This is a genomic window from Legionella sp. (assembly GCF_049790535.1).
Classification (GTDB): domain Bacteria; phylum Pseudomonadota; class Gammaproteobacteria; order Legionellales; family Legionellaceae; genus Legionella.
This window is the reverse complement of sequence record NZ_JBAQZB010000049.1, coordinates 1-25,733: the sequence shown is the minus strand read 5'-3', so window position 1 is coordinate 25,733 and position 25,733 is coordinate 1. Positions and strand designations below refer to the sequence as shown.

Genomic DNA, 25,733 nt, shown 5'->3' with positions numbered 1-25,733 from the left:
AGTTATTTTATAGCCTCTAAAAAAATAGGCCGTGTCTCATAATATAGCTTACCCTCATATTTGTATTGACAAATTTTTTGAAACGCGTCACACAGCGTATTACTCAAATCCTCCTGAATTTCTTCAGCAATGGTGTTCATGAATGGAAGCGTTAATAATAAACCTTTAAAATACTCCATACTTGGGAGATAAATTCGCAGCGTTTGTAAGTCAAGTCTAACTTTTCTAAAAGGTATTTTATTTAAGACAGTCAAAACACGATAAAAATAATCTGTATACTCATTAAAGGCATTAATATTTTGTTGTGCCAAATCACTGTAGCGACTGTTTTTTATTAATTCTTGCCATGCTTGCAAAACACTATTATCAGAAAATGAGGAAACAATCGCATATAATCTTCCCTCACCTTTTAATGCATTAAAGATATTAGAGAAAGATAATTCAATCTGAGTCCAGTGCAAACACCAAAAAGACAAAATAAAATCAAACATCATAGAAGACTGATAGTCTTCAATCCGATGAACTTCAAAAGAAAGATTTTTACGCCGCCAATGCTGCTCGGCATAGTTTACCATTTCTGCAGAACTATCAATCCCAAGAATTTGCCCGCTTTTTACGAAACCTGCTAGCCGGTTAATGTAGTATCCATCACCACTACCAATATCTAAAATAGAACCAAAGGGATGAATATTAAAACTTTTGCGAAAAAGTTCATTTACTTCAGTTTGAAAATAGTTTCCAACTAAATATTGTTCAGGACGCCATACCAAATCACTATCCCATATTGATGATATAAGTTGACTTACTATAGCAAATTTTAAGAGTAGAAGAATAGTATTGCAATTGACAAACAAAATAATGAATAATGTTGTGGGCTTAACTTAAAAAGGACTTAAATGAAACACTATTGCTTTGCTTTAACGCTTACTGCGGCTGCAATTGGTAGTCTAGCGACTACTAACATTCATGCAACAATCTCTAATCCTCAAGTTTCTAATGATGCTAATAATTTATACTTCAGTTATACAGAAAGTAAAAGTTTCACCTATTACCACGTTTTTATCGATTCTGATATGAATCCAGCAACAGGCTACAGCATTGGGGGTATTGGCGCTAATTTAATGCTTGAGAATAATGGCTTATCCAAGAGCACAGCAAATGGTTCAAGCTGGAGTTGGTCTTATTTAGCAAAAGCACCCTTCACTAATTCTAATAATACCTTGAATTGGAGCCTCCCTTTGTCAACCCTGGGTACGCTAACTTGCAATCAACCTATTAACATTGTGTATAATGCGCAGAATGCTTCGGGCTCAGGTGATACATCCGCAATTATTAATCATAAAATTAATGTAGGGGGTAATTGTTCTGTCATTACTAATCCTCAGGCAACTGCTAATAATACTGACTTTATTTTTTCTTACGATGTTTCAGCAGCACAAGCTCATTATCGAGTATACATTGACACAGATCAAAATGCCTCTACGGGTTATAGTATAGGAGGTATTGGCGCTAATTACTTATTACTAGATTCAACTTTGTATAAATATGAAAATACAACTTGGAAGCAAGTAGGAGCAGTGACGTTTACTCAGACGAGTGCTAATGCAGTTTCTTGGACAGTTGGTAGAGATGTAATGGGTTCTATTGATTGCGCTGGGGCATTTTCTTATGTATATGAAATAGAAAGTAGTAGCGGTACTGTGATTGATGAACCAGCCGCGGTTCTCACGTTTTCAGCAGACCCCAACTGCACCACACCGCCACCACCTAGCAGCGCTCAAAACATTGCTGTACCCGCTTATTTTGAGCCGTGTACAACAAGTGGTTGTAATTGGTCAACACTTAATAGTTCAATTCCTACGGTAGGTATCGCCGTTATTAATCCCAATAGTGGCCCTGGTTCCGCATTACAGCAAAGTTATGTAACTCAGACAAAAACAACTCAATCTTTGGGCGCTAAGGTTTTAGGATATGTTGACACAAATTATGGTACAATCGCCTCAAGCAAGGTAACTGCTCAAATTGATGATTACTATAACTGGTATAATGTTGATGGTATCTTTTTTGATGAAGGATATTCTAATGATTGTACAATGCTATCCTACTACGAGACTTTAAATTCTTATGTTAAAGCAAAAGGTGGTGCGAGTATTACGATTGTCAATTATGGCACTAACACCCCTTCCTGCTATGCAAATGCTTCAGATATTTTAATTGAGTTTGAAGATGTCTATAGTAATTATTCAAAATGGAAAGCAACTGGTTGGGAATCAACTTATCCCGCTTCAAAATTTTGGCACATTGTTTATAATACACCGCAAAGTTCTTTAGCAAGTGCAATTTCCCTCTCTCAGCAACGAAATGTGGGATATGTTTATGTGACTTCGTTGACTACTCCTAACCCTTATTTAAATTTACCCGCATCAGCCTATTGGTCTAGTGAAGTAAGTTTGATAAAAGCAGCTACTGCGAAGTAATATAAAATTGTACAGGGCATTAATGTCTAAATGGCGTTAATGCCCAAATTTATGATAGGCATTTTGGTAGATAGTACCGTTTAAGGCAATAAACTTCTTTTGAACACTACTGAGTATTACGAAAATGTTGAAAGATACGTTTGGCTAGATGCTCACTAATACCCTGTACTTTGGCAATTTCTTCTAAAGGAGCTTTTACTAACTCACGTAAACCACCAAAACGACGCAGTAAAGCTTGTCGACGCTTGGCACCAACTCCTTCAATATCTTCCAAAGTAGATTGCAAACGCTTTTTTTGTCTTTTCTTACGATGGGCTGTAATGGCAAAACGATGAGCCTCATCACGAATATGCTGCAAAAGATGTAAGGCCTTAGAATCATCTGGCAAAATGAACTCACGTGCTTCCCGTACTAAAATTAACTTTTCCCATCCCGCTTTGCGACCCGGTCCTTTGGCAATTCCGAGGAGAATTACTCCCGTAACATTTAAGAAATCAAGAACTCGTTGAGCAACTGCCACCTGCCCTTTGCCACCATCAATAATCAAAATATCAGGGAAAGATTGAGCCTCTACCAAGCGTTTAAAGCGGCGCGTAATGGCTTGCTCCATGGCTGCATAATCATCCCCAGGTGTAATACCTTGAATGTTAAAACGACGATATTCACTTGTAATTGGTCCTTCTCTATCGAAAACCACACACGAGGCAATGGTAGCCTCTCCTTGAGTGTGACTGATATCAAAACATTCCATGCGTTCAATAGGCTTTTCAAACGCTAAAAATTGCTCTAACTCTTGGAAGCGAGAACGCACAGTCGAATGTTTTGTCACATACTCTGCAATCGCAACACGAAGGTTATTTAGTGCAAAATCCATCCAGCGTGACTTAGTGCCACGAGGTCTAGTCTGAATTTTGCAGGATTTACCACGCTCCTGGGTTAATACCTCTTGCAACGATTGAGGATTAGCCAAAACGTGATGAGTAATAATTAAAGGTGGAATTCGCTCTGGCATATTCAAATAATAAAAACTAACGAAGGCATCAAAGGTTTGTTGCCATAAATTATCCAGACTTAGATCGTCTTCTAATCCTTGCAGGGGCACGGAAGGAAAAAAACTCTGGCTTGACAGTACTTGTCCTTCACGTATGGTCACACATTGTATGCAGGCAAAGCCTGGGCTTACCTCGATAGCAATGGCATCTGCATCACCACTTAATTGCATTACACCTTGTTGTTCTTGTACTAAGCGCAAACTCTTAACTTGATCGCGAAGTACTGCCGCCTCTTCAAAATTCAAATTCTGAACTGCTGCATCCATGCGTTTAGCCAATTCATCGAGTATTAATTGGCTTTTACCTTGTAAAAATCGCATCGCGTCATGCACAGATTGTTTATAATCTTCTGGAGTAATATAGTTTACACAAGGTGCCGTACACCGTTTAATTTCATACTGTAAACAAGGTCGCGACCGAGCATTAAAAAAACTGTCACTACAATTACGAATTTTAAATACTTTTTGAATGGTAACAATTGTTTCCTTTACCACGGTAACACTAGGATATGGACCAAAAAAATTTCCAGAGAGCGGCTTTTTTTTCGAACGATAACTTTCTATACGCGGAAAATTGGGATGATTGGAAAGATGGATGTAAGGATAGGATTTATCATCGCGCAAAAGTACATTATATTTGGGTCTTAATGCTTTAATCAGATTACTTTCCAACAATAAAGCTTCTGTTTCGCTACGTGTTACAGAAATTTCAATGGAAGCAATTTGACTTACCAGTGAACGTGTTTTAATTCCTGTATTTTGCTTATTAAAATAACTGGCAACCCGTTTTTTAAGATGAGAAGCTTTACCTACATACAGGACAGTTCCTTGCGCATCCAGCATACGATAAATACCAGGGGCATTCGGTAATTTGCTAAGAAACTGCAGCAATTCTGCGGAAGGATTTGGAGCTTCAATCATTAGTTGCTAAATCAATGGGGGGTTCAATAATTCCATGTTTTAACGCTAAATAAGTAAGTTCCACATCATTTTTAATTCCCAACTTTTCAAAAGTACGATAACGGTAACCGTTAATTGTCTTTGAGCTTAGAAAAAGTCGATCACAAATATCTTGAACATTCATTCCACTGGTAATCATGAGCATCACTTGCATTTCACGTTCAGATAAAATGTTAAAAGGTGATCCTTGAACTTCTACCAAACTATTAATCGCTACTTTTTGCGCGATCTCAGCGCTCAGATATCGCTCCCCTTTTGCAACTTTGCGTATGGCAGCAGCCATTTCTCCAGCTCCTGACTCTTTTGTCAGGTAACCCATAGCGCCCAATTGCAAAACACGAGTAGGTAATACATCAGAACTCATCGCAGTAACGGCGATGACTTTAACATGAGGATTTGATTTTTTGAGACGGCGAGTCACTTCCCAGCCATCAATACCTGGCATTTTCATGTCAAGAAGAACCACATCGGGAGCATGTAATTTAACCAATGCCAAAGCTTGCTCACCGCTTTCCGCGTCAGCAACTACATCAACATCCGACAAATCTTCAAGTAATCGTCGAATCCCCATTCTAACCAATGCATGGTCATCAACAATTAGTACTTTAATCAAATAATGCTCCTTGACCTCTAAGCCAATGAACAACGCTTAACCGTTGATGTTAGCAAGACTAGGTATGCATTACAATAGAATTATTTAGCACTTAAAAGTTTCTATAATGAAAGTTGTCTTCGTTGTTTTAAGCATTGCTAACAAAATAAAATCTTTAAAAATTGAACATTGGTAAACTTTTTAATTTTTAGGTCCTATGTACTTTCTTATCAAGCGCATAATTGTCACATCACTTTTTATTTTATTCTGAAAAAATTGCATTGTCTTAATTTGATAAAAAAAATATTAACATTGTTTATTATATATAATAACTGCTTAATATTTGCTTAATGTTCGTAATTTATAATTAAAATTTTAACACTAATTCTGGATTTACAATGGCTTTTACACTCACTTTATTAGGTACAGATACCCAATTTTCTCCGAATTATGTTATTAATGCATTCGATAAATGTGAAACTTTAAGCTACATATCTACTTTAATCAATAAAAAGATAACAATGCCTGTGGATGATGTTATTCGCTTTAGAAATGAAGATGTAGCAGTTATTGACGGTCCAACTACTTGGGGTTTAGAAATTGGCGATAGAATTGTACGTGGTGTGACTGCAATTTTAGAAGCAGTAAGTCGTGGCGAAATAAATATTAGTGTCATTGCTCATAGCCGCGGAGCAGTCCAGGCAATATTGGTGGCTCATGAGCTGGAACGGATCCAAAAATTACTATTAGAAAATTCAACTAAATTTACCCCCGAAATTTTGAATAGTGTATGTAAACACACTAAAGACGTTATGAGTGGATTTCATAAAAGTGCAATTGAAAGTTTAAATTGGGACGAGATAAGCAAACATATTAACAATGTAAAATTATCTATGTTTAACATTGATCCTGTTCCCGGAGGAAGTTACATAGGAGCGACTTATGTTTCAACGCTACCGTGGAGAGATTCTCGTTTTTATGAACTACCAAAAATTGTTAAAGAATATGAACAATTTATTTATGAAAATGAACGCACTCGATGCTTTAAACCAATTGTACCGAAATGTGTTTCTCAAGAAACTAAATTTAAGCTGCAGAGTTTACCTGGGCATCATGGAACCGGCTCTGGAAATCTTTTAGATCAACAAAGAAGAGTAAATTCCTCGACTAAATCAACAGAACATGTTCAAGAGTTGGTTGTAGTTAGATTGGTTGATTTTCTAACATGTAATGGCGTGAAAATCACGCCAAAAATACCTGAGTCAGATCCTTTTACTCATTTAATAAGTGCATTATTTAACGATCCCACAAAGAATGAAAAAATTCTATTTAAGAACTTATATTTTAATTTATATAATAAGATTGTTGAAAATAGAGAGGCATATTGCCATTATAATACAACTTCCTATGCTGTATTGGGCCAAGAACAAGCAATTAGTCGGTTGATATGGAACGTCACTGATCAGCGTATTGTTCACTATAAAGCTCACAATGACACTTTTTTAGAGACAATTATTCCTCCAGTTCCTGGTAATCATTTTCTTAATTATGAGCATGCTCGTATGCATTTGAATAATGAATTAGGGATTACAGATGACGTCTCTCTAAGTGAAACTATTAAAACAGCGGTTGCGCGTTTGGTAAGAATTTGTAAGCACACGACAAGATTGCAAGAAATAAATAAAACAGGGCATTTAGAGAAACTTACTGACTCTATAATAGAGGATCAATTTGCTTCGGTATTAGCAAAAAAAGAGAATTTTGACATTCTCTTGGATACATTAAGTACGCTCATTGAAAAAGTAAGACAGTTTTATTTACAAAACAAACTTCAAGACACCGATGAGCTAAAAGCGATATATAAGGAAGTTCATAATACATTTACTGAATTTGCCAATTTAACTCAAGAAGACCCAAAAAATGAACTAGCACAGAAAATTTTTGATAAATTAAAATCGGACTTAAAATTTACGCTAACTATGAAGCTTAAGTGTTTAAAAGAGCAATATCAGAGTGTGCTAAAAGAAAAACAATTTTTTACTGAATTTGAAAATAAAATTAGGACAATTATTGAGCGATTAGAAGAAAAAAAATTAAATGATAATTTTACTGAGGTTGCATTGCTAGAACAATTAAATGGATTGCTTATCAAAGCACAAACATTTCAAGAAGAAAATCTACTGTTTTATCAAGAGTTAGAACATGAATTAAAGGTTTTAAGAGAACTTGAGGTTTATAGCGAGTTAGCAGTTGAAAGCCGTGAGTGGGCTTGTTTGGTACTAGGTGAGGCAATCGATAAAAATCTCTCCCATGTAATTCAAGAAGTAATTTTATCTTTTAATGAATTGAGTAATTTTAAAAAAGTTCTACCTAATTTTATTGAATTCGATAACACGTTTGATTGCGCGCAATGGGAAAATGAACTTGAAGGAAATCAAGCTCAAATTATTCATTTAACAGCTCAGTATATTTTTAACCATAAAATATCTTTAGAGATCGTTAAAGCTGCGTTTGGAAGTGAGCATGTTGCTCTTTATAACCAAATTGAAGGACTTGCTATAGGAATGGGGATGGTTAATCCCTTGAGCCTAACTATTGAAAAATTAACTGCTGAAAAAAATGAACAAGAACAACTAATTCAGGAGTTAATTTCTACAAACCAAAAGCAAAATGCAACTATTAATGATAAAGAGGTTAATTTTCAAATCATTATCAATAAACTAACTCCATTAACTAAAAATTATTTAATACATTTAGCTCAAGAGATAAAAAGATTAGTGGCTCCTGCTCTAGATGTAAGTGATTTTTCTAATCTTGATATGAATGTAAATATAATCGATAAATGGTCAGAAGATTCATCTATTCAGATTTTGAAACAAAAATTTAATGAGGTGAGTGAGCTGCATAATATATTAAATTCAAGAAGCAACCCCAGTGAAAAGGTTTCACATTTTTACAAAAAATTAAATGATATAGAGCAAATCATCCAGACTCACCGGAATCCAGCTTGGATGCGTTATACAATGCTCGCCTTAAGTATACTAGTGACAGGTATTGTTCCGGGCTTAATAATTCTTGCCTATTCAGTACTATCTGATAAAACTCCAAAATTCTGCAAATCTTCTGGACAGGTATTCTTTCAAAGTGTTAAAAAAGAAATCGAAAATGAAAAACATCCAGCGTTGAAAGAGCCTTTCTCAAAATCTTTTATGAATTAATAGCTTCCTCTCCAAAATAGGTGTCTTAACAATGCTGCAGTGCCTGCAGCATCCAAAGATCCGACGTGAAATTAACAAGCCCTAATATGAATATTAGGGTTTCCTGGATCCACCTCAAAAAGAGGAGGAAATTCGCCTAAATCCCGGGTGCGGGCTAATAGTGTTTTAATATTAGATAAAACAAAATCATACAACACTTGATAATTATCAATAACAAAATAAATAGGCTGTAACCTGTCAATACGATAAGGCATTCGAAATACAACAATAGGATCAAAAATTACTCTTAAAGGAATATCACTTTCTACACTGTATTGGGTTTCACTAATGGAAGAAAGTATACCACCCCCATAAGCGCGTAATCCTTGGATTGTTCTAATTAATCCAAATTCAACAGTATACCAAAACATTCTTTGCAATAACGGCCAATCTGTCTCCGGAAAACTCAACACTTTGCAAGCATAATCATGCACAAACTGAGCATATATGGGATCTGTGAGCATGGGACAATGACCAAAAATTTCATGGAAGATATCAGGTTCCTTCACATAATCTAACTCTTCTTCTAATCGAATAAAGGTGGCTACTGGAAACTGTTTTTTTGCTAATAACTCAAAAAATTCTCGTGCAGAAATTAATGCCGCGACAGGCGTTACCTGCCAACCTGTTACCGCACTAAGGCAGCGGCTCAAATCTGGAAGTTGGGGTATGTTTTGGGATGTAATTCCTAACAAATTCAATCCTGTTATAAATTCATCGCAGGCCCTGCCAGGAATTAATTTCATTTGTCGTTTAAACAAAATACGCCAAACTTTATGTTCTTCTGCCGCATAATTAACATAACCGTGAGTGTCGGGAACATGTGCAACATAACCACTTGAAAAACCCATATTTCCTCCTTCACTCCAATTGTCAATAAACTTTGGTACCTAAAACTCAGTCCATTTTCTCTTAAGCTAGCGAAATGTCAACAGACTCTATAAAATCAGGAAGCAATTAATTATCAAGGAATAAACAATGACTGTAGCTATATTAGCAACCGGCGATGAAATTGTTCATGGTGATACACTTAATACTAATGGCCATTACATTGCTCATGCTCTTAGCTCTGAAGGATTATCTTTAGGTCTCCAGCTCTCTTGCAGCGATAAGGAAGTAAATATCATAAACTGTCTGCATTTTTTAGCAGAAACACATGACATTATTATCATCATTGGGGGACTTGGACCTACAACCGATGATCTTACCCGTTTTGCCTTAGCCAAATTTACAGATACTTCTTTGGTACAACGTAGGGAAGCCCTAAAGCATATAAAAAATCGATTACAACCGGGAAAAATAGTACTTAATCAGGGAAATTTGCAACAATGTCTATTTCCTGTGCAAGCCAAACTGTTTCCTAATCCTAAAGGCAGTGCTATGGGTTGTTACTACCACTGGAACGATAAAATTTTTGTTTTATTACCCGGCCCTCCGCGTGAATGTCTTCCTATGTTTAATCACTATGCTTTTCCTATGCTACAAGAAACCTCACACAGCCAAAAACAAATAGTAAAATGGCGCATTTTTGGTTTGCCCGAAAGCGAAATAGCACAAATATTGGAAGAAGCACTAAAGGATGTAGATTGCCAAACAGGTTATCGTTGGGAATCACCTTATATTGAATTTAAAGTGCGTTGCCAAAAAGAAGTAGTGGACAAGGTAAAAAGCATTATTGATCCTATAGTAATCCCACACATCATCAGTCCCATTGATAAAAAAGCTTCTGATGTATTACGTGAATACCTTCTCGAACTTACTACACCAATCACCATTATTGATGAGGTGACAGGAGGATTATTGCAAACAGTTCTTACTCAACCCAAACTGTATCATTTATTAAATTTTAATGGCTTGAAGAACAATAAACTTTATTGCCACCTCACTGGCCTAGAAGACTATTGGCAACAAAAACCCTGCTTTAATACAACGCAATTAACCATCTATTACAGTAATGAGCAACAATCAGGTACTGAAACCCACACGATTCCTTACCGGAGTCCTGCTGTACTAGAATATGCTACAGAATGGTTAAGCTTCAGACTCTTTCATCTCATCAATAAGTTGCATCAATGAGTAACACAGTTGTTGTGTTCCCTGACTGCTGATTGCAGAAATTGCAAATACTTTATCGCTCCAATTTAGGCCATCCACTATAGCTTGAATGCGTTCTTCTCGTTCGGCTTGATTAGGAATCATGTCAATTTTATTTAATACCAACCAGCGTGGTTTTTGTAAAAGATCAGGATTGTATTCATGCAACTCTTTAATAATCGCGGTGGCTGAAGCCACAGGATCACTACCGTCCAAAGGTAGCACATCAATCACGTGCAGTAAGATACACGTACGCGAAAGATGTTTTAAAAAACGATGACCTAAACCAGCTCCAGTAGAAGCTCCTTCAATAAGACCTGGAATATCAGCCATTACAAAGCTCTTATGAGAAGATACACTTACTACACCTAAACCAGGATGCAATGTGGTAAATGGGTAATCGGCTACTTTAGCCTTGGAACTTGAAACCGCTCGAATTAAAGTAGATTTTCCTGCATTAGGAAGACCTAATAAACCCACATCAGCTAAAACGCGCAGTTCTAAACGTAAATGTCTTGATTCACCAGGGCTTCCTGGACTTGTTTGTCTTGGGGAGCGATTCACACTGCTCTTATAACGTGTATTTCCCAAACCATGAAAACCACCCTGTGCAATCAATGCAGGAACACCTACTTGACTGATATCAGCAAGTAATTCACCACTATCTATATCATAAACCAGCGTACCAACAGGTACTTTGAGAATGAGATCGTCACCTTTTTTTCCCGTACAATTGCCCCCCATACCCTGTTGGCCATTACCGGCTTTATAATGACGCATATAACGGAAATCAATGAGGGTATTAAGATCACTACTGGCTTCAAAGTAAACACTACCGCCATCTCCTCCGTCACCACCATCTGGGCCGCCACGAGGGATAAATTTTTCGCGTCTAAAGCTCAAGCAACCATTCCCGCCGTTACCAGCATCAACCTTAATTATTGCTTCATCGACAAATCTCATGACTTACCTCAATATAAAAAAACCGCTGTCCTGGGCCACCATCATTTTTCTTCCACGATCCTTGCAAGCAAAAAAAGAGAGTGACTCAGTCCAAACGGATCAGAAAATAACCAGATGCGCAGGCGTAAATCTATTCATAAAGACAACGACTTAGTTCTTAACTTAATAATGGCAGTGTGTCCGGGGATAGCAAAAAAAAACACTGTAAGAGACATAAAGGAAAAGCGATGAAAACCGCTTGGACCGTAACCTCTCAAACAACATCAAAGTACTTACGTTTGCTCTAACTACTTGAGAAGTTACTCATGAACCTACTTAATTAACGGCTTCTTCTTGCTGCTCTGCAACTATAGTTACATACTTACGATTCTTTGCGCCTTTAACAACAAATTGTACCAAGCCTTCAACCAAGGCAAATAAAGTATGATCACGACCAACGCCTACCCCTGGTCCTGCGTGAAAACGAGTACCTCGTTGTCTTACAAGAATTTCACCTGCATTAACAAACTGGCCACCATAACGCTTCACACCAAGATACTTAGGATTCGAATCGCGACCGTTACGAGTACTACCGCCTGCTTTCTTATGAGCCATTGCTATCCCCTCTTACTTGCTTATCGCAGTAATTTTAACTTGCGAATAATATTGTCTGTGTCCCATTTGTTTCATATGATGCTTACGACGACGAAACTTAATAATTTTAACTTTTTTGTGACGACCATGATCAAGTACTTGCGCTTTTACCAGTGCTTTAGCAACAAATGGTGTACCGCAAACAACCTCATCACCATCAGCGAACATTAACACTTCTTCAAACTTGATTTCGTTGCCGATATCTTCCGGCAGCAATTCGATCTTAAGTACATCGCCTTCCTTCACGGTGTATTGCTTACCGCCAGTTTTGATTACCGCATACATAATTTTTCTCCAATTCGCCTGATTGGCTATCACAAATTCAACAAAGTTGCATATTCTATGCAATTATAACACTGACTTCAAGTGCAATCTCTATTTATGTTCATTTTAAAATATTGTATACTTCGCCACCCTTTCCGAATTTTCAAACAAATTAAATTCGGTATTTAACCTGGTCGCGGATTAAGTAAGGGAAAATGCCAGCTTCTTTATACGGAGCAGGCAGTTACAAATAAATAATATTTTTGGAGCATTATATAATGTCAGACATACTTTTAGAAGCAGAATCACGAACAGATATGGGGAAAGGTGCGAGCCGCCGCCTACGTCGTCTTGAAAATAAAGTACCCGCAATAATTTATGGCGGAGAAAAAAAACCAATACCTATTCATTTTCAACACAACAAAGTAAGCAAGGCTTTAGAAACTGAAAAGATTTATTCCAGTGTTTTTGATATTACTGTTGACGGAAAAGTTGAACACGTTATTTTAAAAGCATTACAACGTCATCCTTACAAGCCATTGATAATGCATATGGACTTACAACGTGTTTCTAAGAAAGATATACTGGTTAAATTGGTTCCTCTTCACTTTATCAACGAACAACAAGCCGCTGGTATTAAAGCAGGTGGTATAATTAATCACGCTATGACTCAAATTGAAATTCGTTGTCAAGCAAAAGATCTGCCTCAGTTTATTGAAGTAGATATGGCAGAAATTGAACTGAATGATGTAGTTCACTTATCAGATCTGAAATTACCAAAAGGTGTACATCTGACTGTAAATGTAGAAGATGGTAGTCATGATTCTCCCGTGGTGAGCATTCATATGCCTAGAGCTGTTACAGCTGATAAGGAAGAAGAGGAAGCATCTACAGAAGTTCCAGCATCAGCTGTGCCTAGTGAACATTCTGAAACGGAGAACGATGAAGAAAAAAGTGAAGAATAAGTTCTTCTAAATAACTTTCTTCCTTATTATCCCCTTCGCCCTAGACATGTGGCGAAGGTGGCTCAGGAAAGAGCAATGATCATGGCAATAAAACTTATCATTGGATTACGTAATCCCGGTTCAGCTTATGAACATACTCGACATAATGCGGGCGGATGGTTCACTGCAGCCTTAGCGCAACGACACAGCTCTTCATTTAAATTAGAAAAAAAAATGCAAGCTGAACTTGCGGAACTGGAATTAAATAATCATACAGGCAAATTGGTTCTACCATTAACCTTTATGAATCACAGCGGTCAACCTACTCGTCTCATCAGTCAATTTTACCGGATTGAACCTGAAGAAATATTGGTTGTTCATGATGAATTAGATTTACCAACGGGATGCATAAGGTTAAAAACTGGTGGCGGTCATGGAGGGCATAACGGATTAAGAGACATATTAGCCCAGTTAGGGAGCCCACACTTTCATCGTTTACGAGTTGGAATAGGTCATCCTGGTCATAAAGACCTAGTACATCAATACGTACTGAGTAGGCCATCTGTACATGACAGACAACAAATTGATGATGCAATCGATAGAGGTATAGCGGTTATGCCCTTAATATTCTCTGGTGACCTTGCCAGAGCAATGAATCAATTAAACGTTTAAAAGAGGTACTATTCATGGGATTTAAATGTGGAATCGTAGGCTTACCCAATGTCGGTAAATCAACTTTGTTTAATGCGCTGACTAAAGCGGGTATTGAAGCAGCGAATTACCCTTTTTGTACCATTGAACCTAATGTTGGTGTTGTCACTGTTCCCGATCATCGACTTGATGCCTTAAGTGAAATTGTCAAACCACAACAAATTCTTCCAGCCACCATGCAATTTGTCGATATTGCAGGAATTGTTAAAGGAGCGTCAGACGGTGAAGGCTTAGGCAACCAATTTTTGGCGAACATACGTGAAACGGATGCCATTGCTCATGTAGTGCGTTGCTTTGATAATACGGACGTGATTCATGTAGAAGGTCGCGTTGATCCTTTGAGTGACATTGAAGTAATCAATACTGAGTTGGCTTTAGCAGATATGGAAACCGTTGAAAAAGCCATGCTCAAAGCTGGAAAAAACAGCCGTAGCGGTAATAAAGAAGCGATCGCTGAAATAAAAGCTTTAGAAAAAATAAAGGCTCATTTGGATGAAGGGCATCCGGTCCGCACTCTTGCATTAAGTACTGAAGAAAACCTGGTATCACGTCGCCTCTTCTTACTTACAGCCAAACCTGTTCTTTATGTGGCTAATGTTGATGATGATGGCTATGAAAACAATCCCCTGTTGGATAAGGTCCAAGAATTGGCAAAGCGAGAAGTAGCAAGTATTGTCACCTTGTGTGCAGCGACTGAATCTGAATTAGCAGAATTGGATGATGAAGATTGTAAAGAGTTCATGGCTGATTTAGGGTTAAGCGAACCGGGTTTACATAAAGTAATTCGTGCTGGTTATGAACTTTTAGGCTTGCAAACCTATTTTACTGCTGGAGTAAAAGAAGTGCGTGCCTGGACTATTAATAAAGGTGCAACTGCACCACAAGCTGCAGGAGTCATCCATACTGATTTTGAAAAGGGCTTTATCCGTGCGGAAGTGATTGCTTATGATGCCTTTATTGCTTATAAAGGTGAGCAAGGAGCAAAAGAAGCTGGAAAATTACGTTTGGAAGGTAAAGAATACATTGTTTGTGATGGCGATGTGATGCATTTTCGTTTTAATGTGTAAATAAGTTCCTAATAGAAAGAGCTTGGCAAGATCATGCTCTTTTCCCGTATTTACTTCTATTTCAGTTATGTTTACTTGACAATTAACATGGACAACCTTAGGATTTGCTGATTGAAGGGTAAAGGAAAAACAATGACGATTGAGAGTATTCGCGCGACAGTAATTGATGATTTTAACGCGGTTAATGCTTTAATTGTTAATAAAATTGAATCTCAAATCAGTTTGATTGATGATATGTCTCACCATGTAATCGAAAGTGGTGGCAAGCGTTTACGTCCCTTATTAGTTCTGTTAACCAGCAATGCTTGCGGTTATGAAGGCAAAAATCACATTGCCTTAGCTGGTATGGTCGAATTTTTTCATACAGCAACTTTATTACACGATGATGTGGTTGATGAATCCACCTTAAGGAGAGGTCATAAAACGGCTAATAATATTTGGGGAAGCAAGGCCAGTATTCTCGTTGGTGATTATCTTTTTACCCAATCAATTGAATTAATGTTAGATTCTGGTAATGCTGAGATAACTAAACTTTTTTCTAATACTGCTCTGGAAATTAGCTGTGGCGAAGTAAAACAACTGTCTAATCGTCATAATCCTGCGCTAACCTTTACTGAGTACTTCGATGTAATTCGTGCCAAAACAGCGTTGTTATTTGCTGCAGCGGCCTGCATTGGTCCTATGCTTAGCAATGCATCGAAAGAGATTCAGGACAGTCTTTATGCCTATGGTTTACATTTAGGAAATGCCTTTCAGCTCATTGATGATGCATTGGATTATTGTTCTGATGCCAAAACAATGGGCAAAAACATTGGTGATGATCTAGCAGATGGGAAGGCAACTTTACCTTTAATCCATGCTTTACATTGTGGTTCAGAGTTCCAAAAGCAATACATTATAGAAAGCCTGAAAAAAGGCAGTCTTGAATTTTTACCTGAAATTCTAATCGCTTTAGAAGAAACAAAAGCAATAGAATACACGAAAAAGATTGCTGCCCAAGAGATTGATTCTGCTTTATCCTGTTTAATGGTACTTCCTGAATCAAAATATAAAGAGGCACTTAGACAATTAGCTCAATTTGCACTACAAAGAAGCTATTAACCAATTTTTTATGGAAGAAAATAACCTTTTAATTTGTTCCCACATATTAGATCTTCAGAAAATTTTTTATTACAATAATTGTAGCAGAAACCATTAAGGCTACATAGTTAAAATTATGATCAAATTATATCAATAGCAGCACCAAAGTAAGAATTTTTAATCCGATATTATATAAAATTAGATTAACTCTAAAATTAATTTGCAGCTGGAATATAGTCCATTCCGCCTAAATAAGGTCTTAATGCATGAGGAATATGAATGTTTCCTTCTTTATCCTGATAATTTTCCATCAAAGCTACTAACGTTCGTCCCACAGCTAATCCTGAGCCATTCAAAGTATGAACCAATTCTATTTCACGATTTTTTTCCTGTCGGTAACGCGCTTTCATCCGACGAGCTTGAAATGCTTCCATATTAGAGCATGATGAAATTTCTCTATAGGCATTTTGACTGGGTAACCAAACTTCTAAATCATAGGTCTTGGCAGATCCAGCACCCAAATCCCCAGTACACAGAGCAACAACGCGGTAAGGTAACTCCAGACGTTGTAAAATTATTTCTGCATGATGCACTAATTGCTCGAGTGCAGCATAAGAGTCTTCCGGTTTTGTAATCCAAACTAATTCGACTTTTTCAAATTGATGTTGTCTAATCATCCCTTTAGTATCTTTACCATAAGAACCTGCCTCACTACGAAAACACGGTGAATGGCAAACATATCGTATAGGTAAATCATCCGCAGACAAAATACTATCCCTAATGGTGTTAGTTACTGGAATTTCTGCTGTAGATGTCAAATAGTAACCTTGATCTCCACTTAATTTAAATAAATCATCTTCGAATTTAGGAAGTTGGCCAGTACCAAGCAAACTGTCTGAATTAACAATATAAGGAACATAAATTTCCTGATATCCATGCTGCTGAGTATGAATATCCAGCATGAATTGAATTAACGCACGATGCACTCTTGCTAGTTGATTTTTCATCACTACAAAACGACTACCAGTCAACTTTGCTGCTAATGCGAAATCCATTTGTCCTAAAGCTTCACCGAGTTCATCATGAGATCGAGTTGGAAAATCGAAAGTAGGAACTGTTCCCCAACGTCTTAGTTCTTGATTATCTTTCTCGTCCTTTCCAATAGGAACCGATTCATGAGGAATATTAGGCAATCGCAAAACAAGTGTGTCAATTTGCTGTAATAAATCTTCCAGTTCACGTTTTTTTTGTTCCAGCTCAGCACTAAGGCGATTTACTTCTTCGCGCATCGGCTCAATGTCTTCGCCGCATAATTTAGCTTCACCTATTGCTTTAGAACGTGTATTGCGCTCATTTTGTAATGCTTGAGTTGCACCTTGCAAGGCTTTACGCTGTGCTTCCAAAGCGGTATATGCAGTAACATCAAATTTAAAACCACGCGTCAACAATTGAGAAGCAATAACTTCAGGATTTTCTCGCAATAATTGGTTATCTAACATAGGCTATCACTCTAATAAATAATTAAGTTTTATTTGTATCACCTATTCCGTGCTTATCTTACGATGCCGCGTGCGGATTTATTTAATGCATCAATCATGGGCATTATTTCGGGACATTCAATCTGCATTAGTTCCAGTTCCGCTACAGCTTGTTGTACGGTTAATCCTTTACGGAAAATAATTTTATAAGCACGACGTAACGAATTGATTGTTTCTGAAGAAAAACCCCGTCGGCGCAACCCCACTGAATTAATGCCATATACTGAAGAGTTATACCCTGCAACCATAATGTAAGGAAGAACGTCTTTTGCCGCATAAGTTGCTCTAGCAATAAACGCATAGGCTCCCACATGACAAAATTGATGCACAGCAGCATAACCACCAATAATAGCATAATCGTGAACAGTTACATGACCTGACAATGCTCCATAATTAATCATAATAATGTTATTACCTAACATGCAGTCGTGGCCAATGTGGGCATACGCCATTAGAAAATTATTATTGCCTATACGCGTCACACCACCACCTTTAATGGTGCCACGGCTAATCATACAATATTCTCTAATGATATTATTATCGCCTATTTCCAATCGTGTCGGCTCACCCTTATAAGTAATGTCTTGTGGTTCGTCGCCCACAGAAGCAAATTGAAAAATTTTATTATTTTTACCAATAGTTGTAGGGCCTTCAATCACCGCATAAGGACCGATCCAAGTACTTTCACCAATTTCAACATTCGCCCCAATAACTGCCCCAGGACTTACTATTACACCTTTTGCTAATTTAGCAGTTGGGTGAATTATTGCTCGATCGTCTATCACTTTTCAATTTCCTTAGCTGCACTTAATAAATCCGCAGAACAAGCCAGTTTATCACCAACAAAAGCATCGCCATGCATACGCCAGAAGTCTCTTTTTTTTCCTAAAAATTTTACTTCTAAGCGCAATTGATCCCCAGGGGTTACTATGTGCTTAAATTTTACATTATCAATCCCTGCAAAAAAATGGATTACATTATCTGCATGTGTATGAGATAATCCAGCTAAAAGACCACTGGCCTGAGCCAATGCTTCCAACATTAATACACCAGGCATGACTGGATTTTCCGGAAAATGACCTGTAAAAAAATTCTCATTAATAGTGACATTTTTTATTGCGGTTAAATAATCATAAGCTTTATAATCTAATACCCTATCAACTAGGATCATTGGGTAACGGTGGGGCAACAAATCAAAAATTTGTCTTATATCCACTATAGATTCACTCATACGTAATTCCCCGTTTAATTATCCGTTTCATAAAAGAGGATTATTATCCTGTTTTAATCCATCCAAATCAATTATAAATATAACTATTCGCAGCTTATTTAACAGCACGTGTTTTTTCTCAAAAAATATCAGCGTCTTAATGAATACTTGAGCCTGAAAATAGTGCCCATTAAAAAAAGAAAAATGGCGTGTTTGTCATTCTTACATCACGCCATCTTCAAGTTCTGCTAATTGTTAAGATTCTGAGTAAGCGTTCGCTTAGAACATAAGGAACGCTATGTTTGGTCCGCTAAATTAATTGATGGTTTTAATCACTTTGTCAGTTATTTCTAACGTTTCAGCATTAAAAGGTGCCGCATCTTTTTGCACAATTAAATCGTATTTATCGTCTTTTGCAACTTTTGCGATTGCCACACGAACTTTAGAATACAATCCCTCCATTGCTTCATTGTTTGCAGTGCTTAGTTCCTGTTGATATTGTTGTCCATCTCGCTCAAATTGTTGTTGTGCATTAATAATTTTCTTTTCTAAATCTTTCTTTTGGTTGGCACTCATCACCGAGCCATCACGTTTGAATTTTTCCATATCCGCTTTCAAACTTGACTCCATCTGTATTAACTTATCACGACGTGGCTTGAACTCATTTTCCAACTTTTGTTGAATATCTTTCATTTGACTGGATGTCTGCATAATTTTCTGTAAATCAACTACACCAATCTTGACAGCATCAGCAAATGCATTAATTGAAAAAAAACTAAAAACTAGAGTCAAAATGCTGGCAAATCGCTTCATAACAATCTCCTAAATTAAAGATACGATGCTAGCACAATTCGAAATAGGTTGCGATATGCTCAAAGGGAGATTTCAACAATATTCTTTGCATACAATTTGAATTTTGGAGTCAAAGGGCTGCGAAGCACTACGATTAAGTTAGTGTTCGTTATGGATAAAATCCATATGATCCAGTCTCTACCTCGATCCGTTTAAACTGAGAAGAAGCGAAAGCGATGTCTTAAAGATTTGGCGCAAGATTTGAAGCTCGTACCAAAACTTCTAGACGCGGCTAAGGCAACTCCTCAACCCTAATGGATCGGAAGTAATAATCAACAGGACGGTGATAAAGCCAACCTATTGTCCTCCCATTAAAATCCAGAAGATAGAGCAAACTGAAATATCTGTTGCTGATCAAATCGTTGTGGATTCAGTGCCTTAGCTACGCTAAACGCCAATGGACCAAAAGGAGAACGCCATTCAACAGAGACACCCGCTGAATAACGTAGTGGACCTGCATCAAAACCAGTAAAAATTGGGAGTGTGTTATAAGCAAACACATTACCCGCATCAGCAAATAGTGTCGTTCGTACATTATCGCGGCTAAAAGGATAAGGTAGGATGATGCCCGCACTTGCGCTCAAAAGAAGGTTACCCCCCATAGAATTGTGCAGATTATCCAATGGACCTAAGGAGAAACTATCATAACCACGTACTTGACCAGGCTGTGCTATGCCCCCAGCATAATAGTTCTCATAAAAGGGTAATCCTTTGTTATTAAACATGTTTCCATATCCAGCAAATCCTTGTAAAGAAAATAGCCATCCCCTAACGATAGGATGATACAAACGTGCTTGATAAGAACCCTTATAATAGGATAACGAATGAGAACCTACTGGTAAGGCAACAACCCCTGTAAGCTGTTGATTCATTCCATGCGCGGGGTAAGGAAATTGATCATAACTGTTTCTAGCCCACCCTGAAGATAAACGGATTTCCTGAAAATGTCTGCCATATTCTGTTATGAAATTCCGAATAGGAATTACATAACCTGCGGTTTTAATTTCTACATCCTGGTAACCATAACCCAATTGAAAGCTACTTGCCTCACCCAGTGGAAAATTATAGTTCACATCACCACCGAAGCGGTTAGAATTGTAGGTACTTACGTTAAGATTCCTGGGGTCCACTCGCGCAAAATAAAGGTTAATTCCCCTTCCTATACCTGTATCAGTGTAAAAAGGGTTATAGTAATTTACTGTGTAATCCTGTCCCCACTTACTTGAAGTGAATGCAGCACCCATAGAACGGCCTGTACCCATAAAATTACGTTGATTAATTGAAGCATTCACTTGATAACCGTTAGTACCATAACCAATTGAGGCACTTGCTTCAGCTGAAGGTGCTTCTTCTACTTGCACATCGAGATCGACTTGATTATTAGCCCCTGGTACGGGAGTAGTTTTTACATCCACATTTTTTAAATAACCTAATAAACGCAATTGTCGTTCCGATTCCTTAATATTATGTAAGGACAACAGCCCTCCTTCATCCTGACGAATTACGCTTCGTAAAACATAATCACTGGTTTTTGTATTCCCATGGAATTTAATGCGGCGAACGTACACATGACGTCCAGGTTCCACAATAAAAGTAATAAATACTGTTTTATCTTTTTCATCCAATTGAGGTTCAGCATTGATTGCCGGGAAACCATAACCTTCATCTCCTAGAGCTAAACCCATAGCAGAAATGGACTCGGTTACTTTTTTACGCGAGAAAACCGCGCCTTTATGCACTTGAATCAAAGAATCCATTCGTTTTTTAGGAACAACCGTATTCCCAACAATTTTATAACCTGAAAAATGATATTGAGGACCCTCATCAACATGAATGTTAACGTATACGTCTTTACGATCAGGAGACAACAGCACTTGGGAGGATACAATTTTAAATTTCAAATAGCCTCTATCCAGATAGTAAGAACGTAAAGCCTCTAAAGAAGCATCCATACCTGGTTTTGAATACTGGTCTTTTTTAGTGAAATAAGTAAACAGATTTGAATGAGATAATGTAAGCTGGGGTATAAGTTCACTGTCTTTAAAATCATGGTTACCAATAATTTTGATTTTTTTAATTCGCGACACACGACCTTCAGAAACCGTAATATTAATTGCCACACGATTATCAGTAAGCGAAGAAACGCGAGTTTCAATGCGTGAGTTATATTTTCCTCTGGCGGTATATGCTTTTTTTAATTCTTTTTCCAGACGCTCCAAAGTAGATTTTTGGAACACACGTCCTTTTACTAACCCCATTTCTTTAAGAAATTCTTTCATTTTATCGCTGGGAATTTCTTTATTTCCAATGATATTTATTGAACCTATAGTTGCTCGTTCAACCACATTAACAATCAGAATGTTCCCTTGACGTTCTAAAGAAACTGACTGAAAAAAACCAGTATCATAAAGAGTGCGAATAATTTCGCTAGTAGAGCTGGAATTTACTTCTTCACCAACTTGTACGGGAATATAATTTAATACCGTTCCAGTAGAAACTCGTTGCAAACCAGTAACTTCAATGCCGCGCACAACAAAACCATCATCTGCCATTGTTTGAGAAGACCAGCCTAACAGCGTGGAACAACAAACTCCTATTAATAACTTACCACCAATTCTTTTCATTATTATTATACGTCCAGTTTTACTTCACATAATCACAAATTATCCTTTACACATTAAATCTACATTTATGTCCATGAAGAAGTACTGCGCGATTCGAATTAAAAATGATTCAGACGCGCCAATAATTGAAACACTTTTTATAGGAAGTAGAAACCACTGTCAAGTTTCTATTCTCTAACTTTTCTCAGATTTAATCAGCTAACCTGGATATATCATTAGTTAGTGCAATAAACATTAATGCCACCAATAATAACAAACCGACATATGTTCCTGCTGATTTTAAACTATTTGATACAGGCTTACGTCTGATAATTTCCAACACGTAATATAATAAATGTCCACCATCCAGCATAGGCACTGGTAATAGATTTAATGCGCCCAAGCTAATACTTACTAATGCCAGAAAAAATAAATAAGAAGCCAAACCACCTCGTCCAGAATCTCCAGCACCTTGTGCAATGCCAACAGGACCACTAATACTATTTAAACCCAATTTTCCAGTAACTAATCGTCCCATTAAAGTAAATGTAGTCTTAGTAAGCTGTAAGGTTTGCTTAAAGGCCGTACCTAAGGCATCTAGGGGCTGCTCTCGTTCCATACGTAACCAATTATCAGGCCATTTAACTTTCTGCGAGCGTACTCCTAAAAATCCTTCTACTTTACCTTTATTTTTTTGATGACCGGTCTGCACAATAAGATGTTGAACTCTGCCATCTCGATTAATTCTCATCGTTACTGCAGTATCAGGTCGTGCTCGCACATAATCTACTATAAACAACCAGTCGTCAAAAGCCTTGCCATCCACACTTAATAATTTATCCCTATTTTGCAACCCTGCTTTTGCAGCTGGGGATTCTGGGACTACTTCGCCCACTATTGGCGGTATAGAGGGAATAAAAGGTTCTATACCCAGGCTTTGAAGTAAATCAGGTTTTTTACCCTCCAAATGCCAATCAATTAAAGGCAGGGAAATCTCATGTTCTCGTTTATCAAGCAATGATTTTACCGTTAAATGAACTGTTTTCTGTGAGCCGACAAGAGGCATCATTGCATATTGAAAATCACGCCAGCTATTTATTTTAGTATGATTCAATAAAATAATTTCTTCATGTGCTGTAAGTCCTGCATTTGCAGCAATACTGTTTGGTTGCACCGACGCAATCATGGGTGCTAAAGACGGCATACCAATAACAAGAACTAACCATAAGGCAACATAAGCAAAAATAAAATTAAATAAGGGACCAGCAAGCACAATTGCGATTCGTTTCCAAACGGGTTGATTATTAAAAGCTAAATGACGCTCATTTTTAGGAACTTTACCCTCCGACTCATCCAGCATTTTAACGTAACCGCCAAAGGGAAACAAAGACCAGGCGTACTCCGTTCCTCTTTTGTCACGCCAATGAGCTAAAACTTTTCCAAAACCAAAAGAAAAGCGCAATACTTTTACACCACACCATCGCGCCACTTGGAAATGACCATATTCATGTATCGTGACCAGTAATAATAAGGCCAATAAAAAATACAGTAAAGTTGAAAACATAGTGCTATCCCACAGTTAATCCAAAATAAAATAAGGGTACAGCAGCAATCAAACTATCCAGACGGTCTAACAAACCACCATGGCCAGGAATAATTGCTCCTGTATCTTTCAAATGACACCGTCGTTTTAAAATACTAATGAATAAATCCCCAAAAATTGAAATAATTACAGTACATAACGCTAAAATGAACCAGTGCATCTTAGCAATCGATGCAAAATAAATACCGCCAACATTAGCAATAATCATCGCCAGAATTATGCCCCCTAAAACACCCTCCCAAGACTTTCCGGGGCTAACTTGTGGAATAAGTTTATGTTTACCCATAAGTTTACCACTTAAATAAGCACCAATATCCGACGCCCAAATTAAAAAAAGCAGATATACAAGTAAAAACTTGCCCTGTGGCAAATAATATAAATTGATTAAACTTTGAATAAATAAAGGCAAAAGTATACAAAAAACTCCTGCAATAACTAAAGGCTTGCCCCACCATTGTTGTGAGCTTGGGAACGTAAGAATGGCGATAATATTAAAGACCCACAGAACTAATCCAACATCCAGCCAGTAGGAAAATAAATAACCACACAGCCATAAACATAAAAATAAGAGAACAAGAAAACCGATTTGGGTACCGGTTTTTTTTAAAGGAATTAACTGAAAACATTCTCTACCAGTACCTAAATAAATAAATAAAATAATTCCAGCCAGAAGCCAAGGATAACCATAGAAAATAAGCAACAAGACTAAAGGCACTAAAATTAGGCTGGTAATCAAACGGGGTAAAAACATGGTGTTGCCCTTCTATTTAAGTACTGCATTTGAAACGTTCCCATACCTTCTTTTTCTTTTACTAAATGAAGCCAAAGCTAATTCCAGCTCTTCTTCACCAAAATCTGGCCAGTGTACCTCAGTAAAATAAAGTTCAGTATAAGCAAGCTGCCAGAGAAAAAAGTTACTGATTCTTAATTCGCCACTTGTACGGATAAATAAATCAGGATCGGATAATCCATCGGTATCCAAGTAATGGGTAAAACTGGTTTCATTAATCGCCTCCAATGTTATACTGCCATTGATCACCGCCGTAGTTATTTTTTTTGCGGCCATCACTAAATCCCATTTTCCACCATAATTCATCACTACATTTAAAATTAATTGGGTATTAGTTGCGGTTAAATTCTCTGCCTCGTGCATCTGTTTTTGCAAATCAAGCGATAATAAGTTACGATCTCCTGTAAAACGTATTCTTATTCCATGGTGATTAAGTTCTGCAAGTTCTTTACGCAAAGATTCGATAAACAGGCCCATTAAAAAATTAACTTCCTCAGCCGGTCGTGACCAATTTTCAGAGCTAAAGGCAAATAAACTCAAACAGGCAATTTTTTTGGTCATGCAACTACGGATCATTTTTTTTACTGATTCAACACCAGCTTTATGACCTTCGATACGGGGCAAACCTCGACTTTCAGCCCAACGGCCATTTCCATCCATTACAATGGCAATGTGTTGCGGAGTTTTATGTTCCAAAACTACTCTTCCTAACCTAAAAAATGGTAGATAGTTTAACCTTTTTAAGGTAAAAATTTAAGTATTAGTTATAAATACTTTAATCGCCAGGTTATAATGCCTATTCGGAAGTACCAAACGCTATTAATCCAAATAAAATGATTGCACTTTTTCGCTAAGCTGCATTTTTGCAGATAATCGCTTTACCATAAGAATAAGTGCCAACCATCTAATTTTGTTATTTAACGTCAGTTATGGATAAGCTGAGGCTTCATCTGTTCCAGTTTGTTTATTTTTATCTGTGGTTTTCGTGGCTTAAGAGAATAAGCGGCTAATCCTCCTATGAGATTCACAAGAAAATTCATAGGA

At 37.3% G+C, this 25,733-nt stretch carries 22 protein-coding genes; 7 read left to right on the top strand and 15 right to left on the bottom strand.

Translation table 11 applies throughout. The annotated features are described in order from the left end of the window. Positions 1-2: 2 nt before the first annotated feature. Entirely contained in the window at positions 3-770 is a 768-nt protein-coding gene (locus WA877_RS02495; protein ID WP_425169359.1) for a class I SAM-dependent methyltransferase, read from the bottom strand. A 126-nt stretch (positions 771-896) separates the two neighbouring features. Here WA877_RS02495 and WA877_RS02490 point away from each other — a divergent pair, with 126 nt between their 5' ends. Beyond that, complete coding sequence (locus tag WA877_RS02490; protein WP_425169358.1) at positions 897-2,477, top strand: spherulation-specific family 4 protein; 1,581 nt, start codon at positions 897-899, stop codon at positions 2,475-2,477. A 106-nt stretch (positions 2,478-2,583) separates the two neighbouring features. On the opposite strand, the gene uvrC is transcribed toward WA877_RS02490, so the two are convergent. Further along, positions 2,584-4,449 carry an excinuclease ABC subunit UvrC gene (uvrC, locus tag WA877_RS02485; RefSeq protein WP_425169357.1) on the bottom strand — a complete coding sequence of 622 codons (1,866 nt, stop codon included), beginning with the start codon at positions 4,447-4,449 and terminating at the stop codon, positions 2,584-2,586. Then, a complete protein-coding gene (letA, locus tag WA877_RS02480) occupies positions 4,442-5,101 on the bottom strand; it encodes a two-component system response regulator LetA (RefSeq protein ID WP_425169356.1) in 660 nt (219 codons plus the stop codon). Before letA ends, uvrC begins: the two co-directional genes overlap by 8 nt. A 377-nt stretch (positions 5,102-5,478) precedes the next feature. Here letA and WA877_RS02475 point away from each other — a divergent pair, with 377 nt between their 5' ends. Continuing rightward, positions 5,479-8,298 (top strand): hypothetical protein, encoded by a 2,820-nt coding sequence (locus tag WA877_RS02475; protein ID WP_425169355.1) that lies wholly within the window; start codon positions 5,479-5,481, stop codon positions 8,296-8,298. 71 nt (positions 8,299-8,369) lie between these two features. On the opposite strand, the gene phhA is transcribed toward WA877_RS02475, so the two are convergent. Further along, on the bottom strand, positions 8,370-9,188 hold the full coding sequence (gene phhA, locus WA877_RS02470; RefSeq protein ID WP_425169354.1) for a phenylalanine 4-monooxygenase: 819 nt from the start codon (positions 9,186-9,188) through the stop codon (positions 8,370-8,372). 127 nt (positions 9,189-9,315) lie between these two features. Here phhA and WA877_RS02465 point away from each other — a divergent pair, with 127 nt between their 5' ends. Continuing rightward, entirely contained in the window at positions 9,316-10,413 is a 1,098-nt protein-coding gene (locus WA877_RS02465) for a competence/damage-inducible protein A (RefSeq protein ID WP_425169353.1), read from the top strand. On the opposite strand, the gene cgtA is transcribed toward WA877_RS02465, so the two are convergent. The 3 genes from cgtA to rplU all read right to left on the bottom strand — a co-directional run bounded on the left by cgtA (position 10,369) and on the right by rplU (position 12,312). Next, the gene (gene cgtA, locus WA877_RS02460; RefSeq protein WP_425169352.1) at positions 10,369-11,394 is read right to left on the bottom strand and encodes an Obg family GTPase CgtA; all 1,026 of its coding nucleotides are present in this window, start codon (positions 11,392-11,394) and stop codon (positions 10,369-10,371) included. The genes WA877_RS02465 and cgtA overlap by 45 nt on opposite strands. Positions 11,395-11,709: 315 nt before the next feature. Beyond that, complete coding sequence (gene rpmA / locus WA877_RS02455) at positions 11,710-11,988, bottom strand: 50S ribosomal protein L27 (protein WP_425169351.1); 279 nt, start codon at positions 11,986-11,988, stop codon at positions 11,710-11,712. A 12-nt stretch (positions 11,989-12,000) separates the two neighbouring features. Continuing rightward, a complete protein-coding gene (gene rplU, locus WA877_RS02450; RefSeq protein WP_425169350.1) occupies positions 12,001-12,312 on the bottom strand; it encodes a 50S ribosomal protein L21 in 312 nt (103 codons plus the stop codon). Between the two features lie 257 nt (positions 12,313-12,569). Between rplU and WA877_RS02445 the strand changes: the two genes are divergently transcribed. The 4 genes from WA877_RS02445 to WA877_RS02430 all read left to right on the top strand — a co-directional run bounded on the left by WA877_RS02445 (position 12,570) and on the right by WA877_RS02430 (position 16,114). Beyond that, complete coding sequence (locus tag WA877_RS02445) at positions 12,570-13,256, top strand: 50S ribosomal protein L25/general stress protein Ctc (protein WP_425169349.1); 687 nt, start codon at positions 12,570-12,572, stop codon at positions 13,254-13,256. 81 nt (positions 13,257-13,337) lie between these two features. Then, on the top strand, positions 13,338-13,907 hold the full coding sequence (gene pth / locus WA877_RS02440; protein ID WP_425169348.1) for an aminoacyl-tRNA hydrolase: 570 nt from the start codon (positions 13,338-13,340) through the stop codon (positions 13,905-13,907). A 14-nt stretch (positions 13,908-13,921) separates the two neighbouring features. Continuing rightward, positions 13,922-15,013, top strand: a complete 1,092-nt coding sequence (gene ychF / locus WA877_RS02435; RefSeq protein ID WP_425169347.1) for a redox-regulated ATPase YchF — start codon at positions 13,922-13,924, stop codon at positions 15,011-15,013. Positions 15,014-15,145: 132 nt separating this feature from the next. After that, positions 15,146-16,114, top strand: coding sequence for a polyprenyl synthetase family protein (locus WA877_RS02430; protein ID WP_425169346.1), 969 nt, complete (start codon positions 15,146-15,148; stop codon positions 16,112-16,114). A 194-nt stretch (positions 16,115-16,308) separates the two neighbouring features. Here WA877_RS02430 and serS read toward each other — a convergent pair whose 3' ends face one another. The 8 genes from serS to uppS form a co-directional block, all read right to left on the bottom strand. Next, positions 16,309-17,592 (bottom strand): serine--tRNA ligase, encoded by a 1,284-nt coding sequence (serS, locus tag WA877_RS02425; protein ID WP_425169345.1) that lies wholly within the window; start codon positions 17,590-17,592, stop codon positions 16,309-16,311. Between the two features lie 53 nt (positions 17,593-17,645). Beyond that, the gene (lpxA, locus tag WA877_RS02420; protein WP_425169344.1) at positions 17,646-18,416 is read right to left on the bottom strand and encodes an acyl-ACP--UDP-N-acetylglucosamine O-acyltransferase; all 771 of its coding nucleotides are present in this window, start codon (positions 18,414-18,416) and stop codon (positions 17,646-17,648) included. Next, entirely contained in the window at positions 18,413-18,862 is a 450-nt protein-coding gene (gene fabZ / locus WA877_RS02415; protein ID WP_425169343.1) for a 3-hydroxyacyl-ACP dehydratase FabZ, read from the bottom strand. The genes lpxA and fabZ overlap by 4 nt, the downstream gene beginning before the upstream one ends. Positions 18,863-19,156: 294 nt before the next feature. Beyond that, positions 19,157-19,654, bottom strand: coding sequence for an OmpH family outer membrane protein (locus WA877_RS02410; protein WP_425169342.1), 498 nt, complete (start codon positions 19,652-19,654; stop codon positions 19,157-19,159). A 350-nt stretch (positions 19,655-20,004) separates the two neighbouring features. Continuing rightward, positions 20,005-22,317, bottom strand: coding sequence for an outer membrane protein assembly factor BamA (bamA, locus tag WA877_RS02405; RefSeq protein ID WP_425169341.1), 2,313 nt, complete (start codon positions 22,315-22,317; stop codon positions 20,005-20,007). Positions 22,318-22,507: 190 nt separating this feature from the next. Continuing rightward, the gene (gene rseP, locus WA877_RS02400; protein WP_425169340.1) at positions 22,508-23,860 is read right to left on the bottom strand and encodes an RIP metalloprotease RseP; all 1,353 of its coding nucleotides are present in this window, start codon (positions 23,858-23,860) and stop codon (positions 22,508-22,510) included. A gap of 4 nt (positions 23,861-23,864) precedes the next feature. Further along, positions 23,865-24,650 (bottom strand): phosphatidate cytidylyltransferase, encoded by a 786-nt coding sequence (locus WA877_RS02395; RefSeq protein ID WP_425169339.1) that lies wholly within the window; start codon positions 24,648-24,650, stop codon positions 23,865-23,867. 12 nt (positions 24,651-24,662) lie between these two features. Next, complete coding sequence (gene uppS, locus WA877_RS02390; protein ID WP_425169338.1) at positions 24,663-25,385, bottom strand: polyprenyl diphosphate synthase; 723 nt, start codon at positions 25,383-25,385, stop codon at positions 24,663-24,665. Positions 25,386-25,733: the final 348 nt, after the last annotated feature.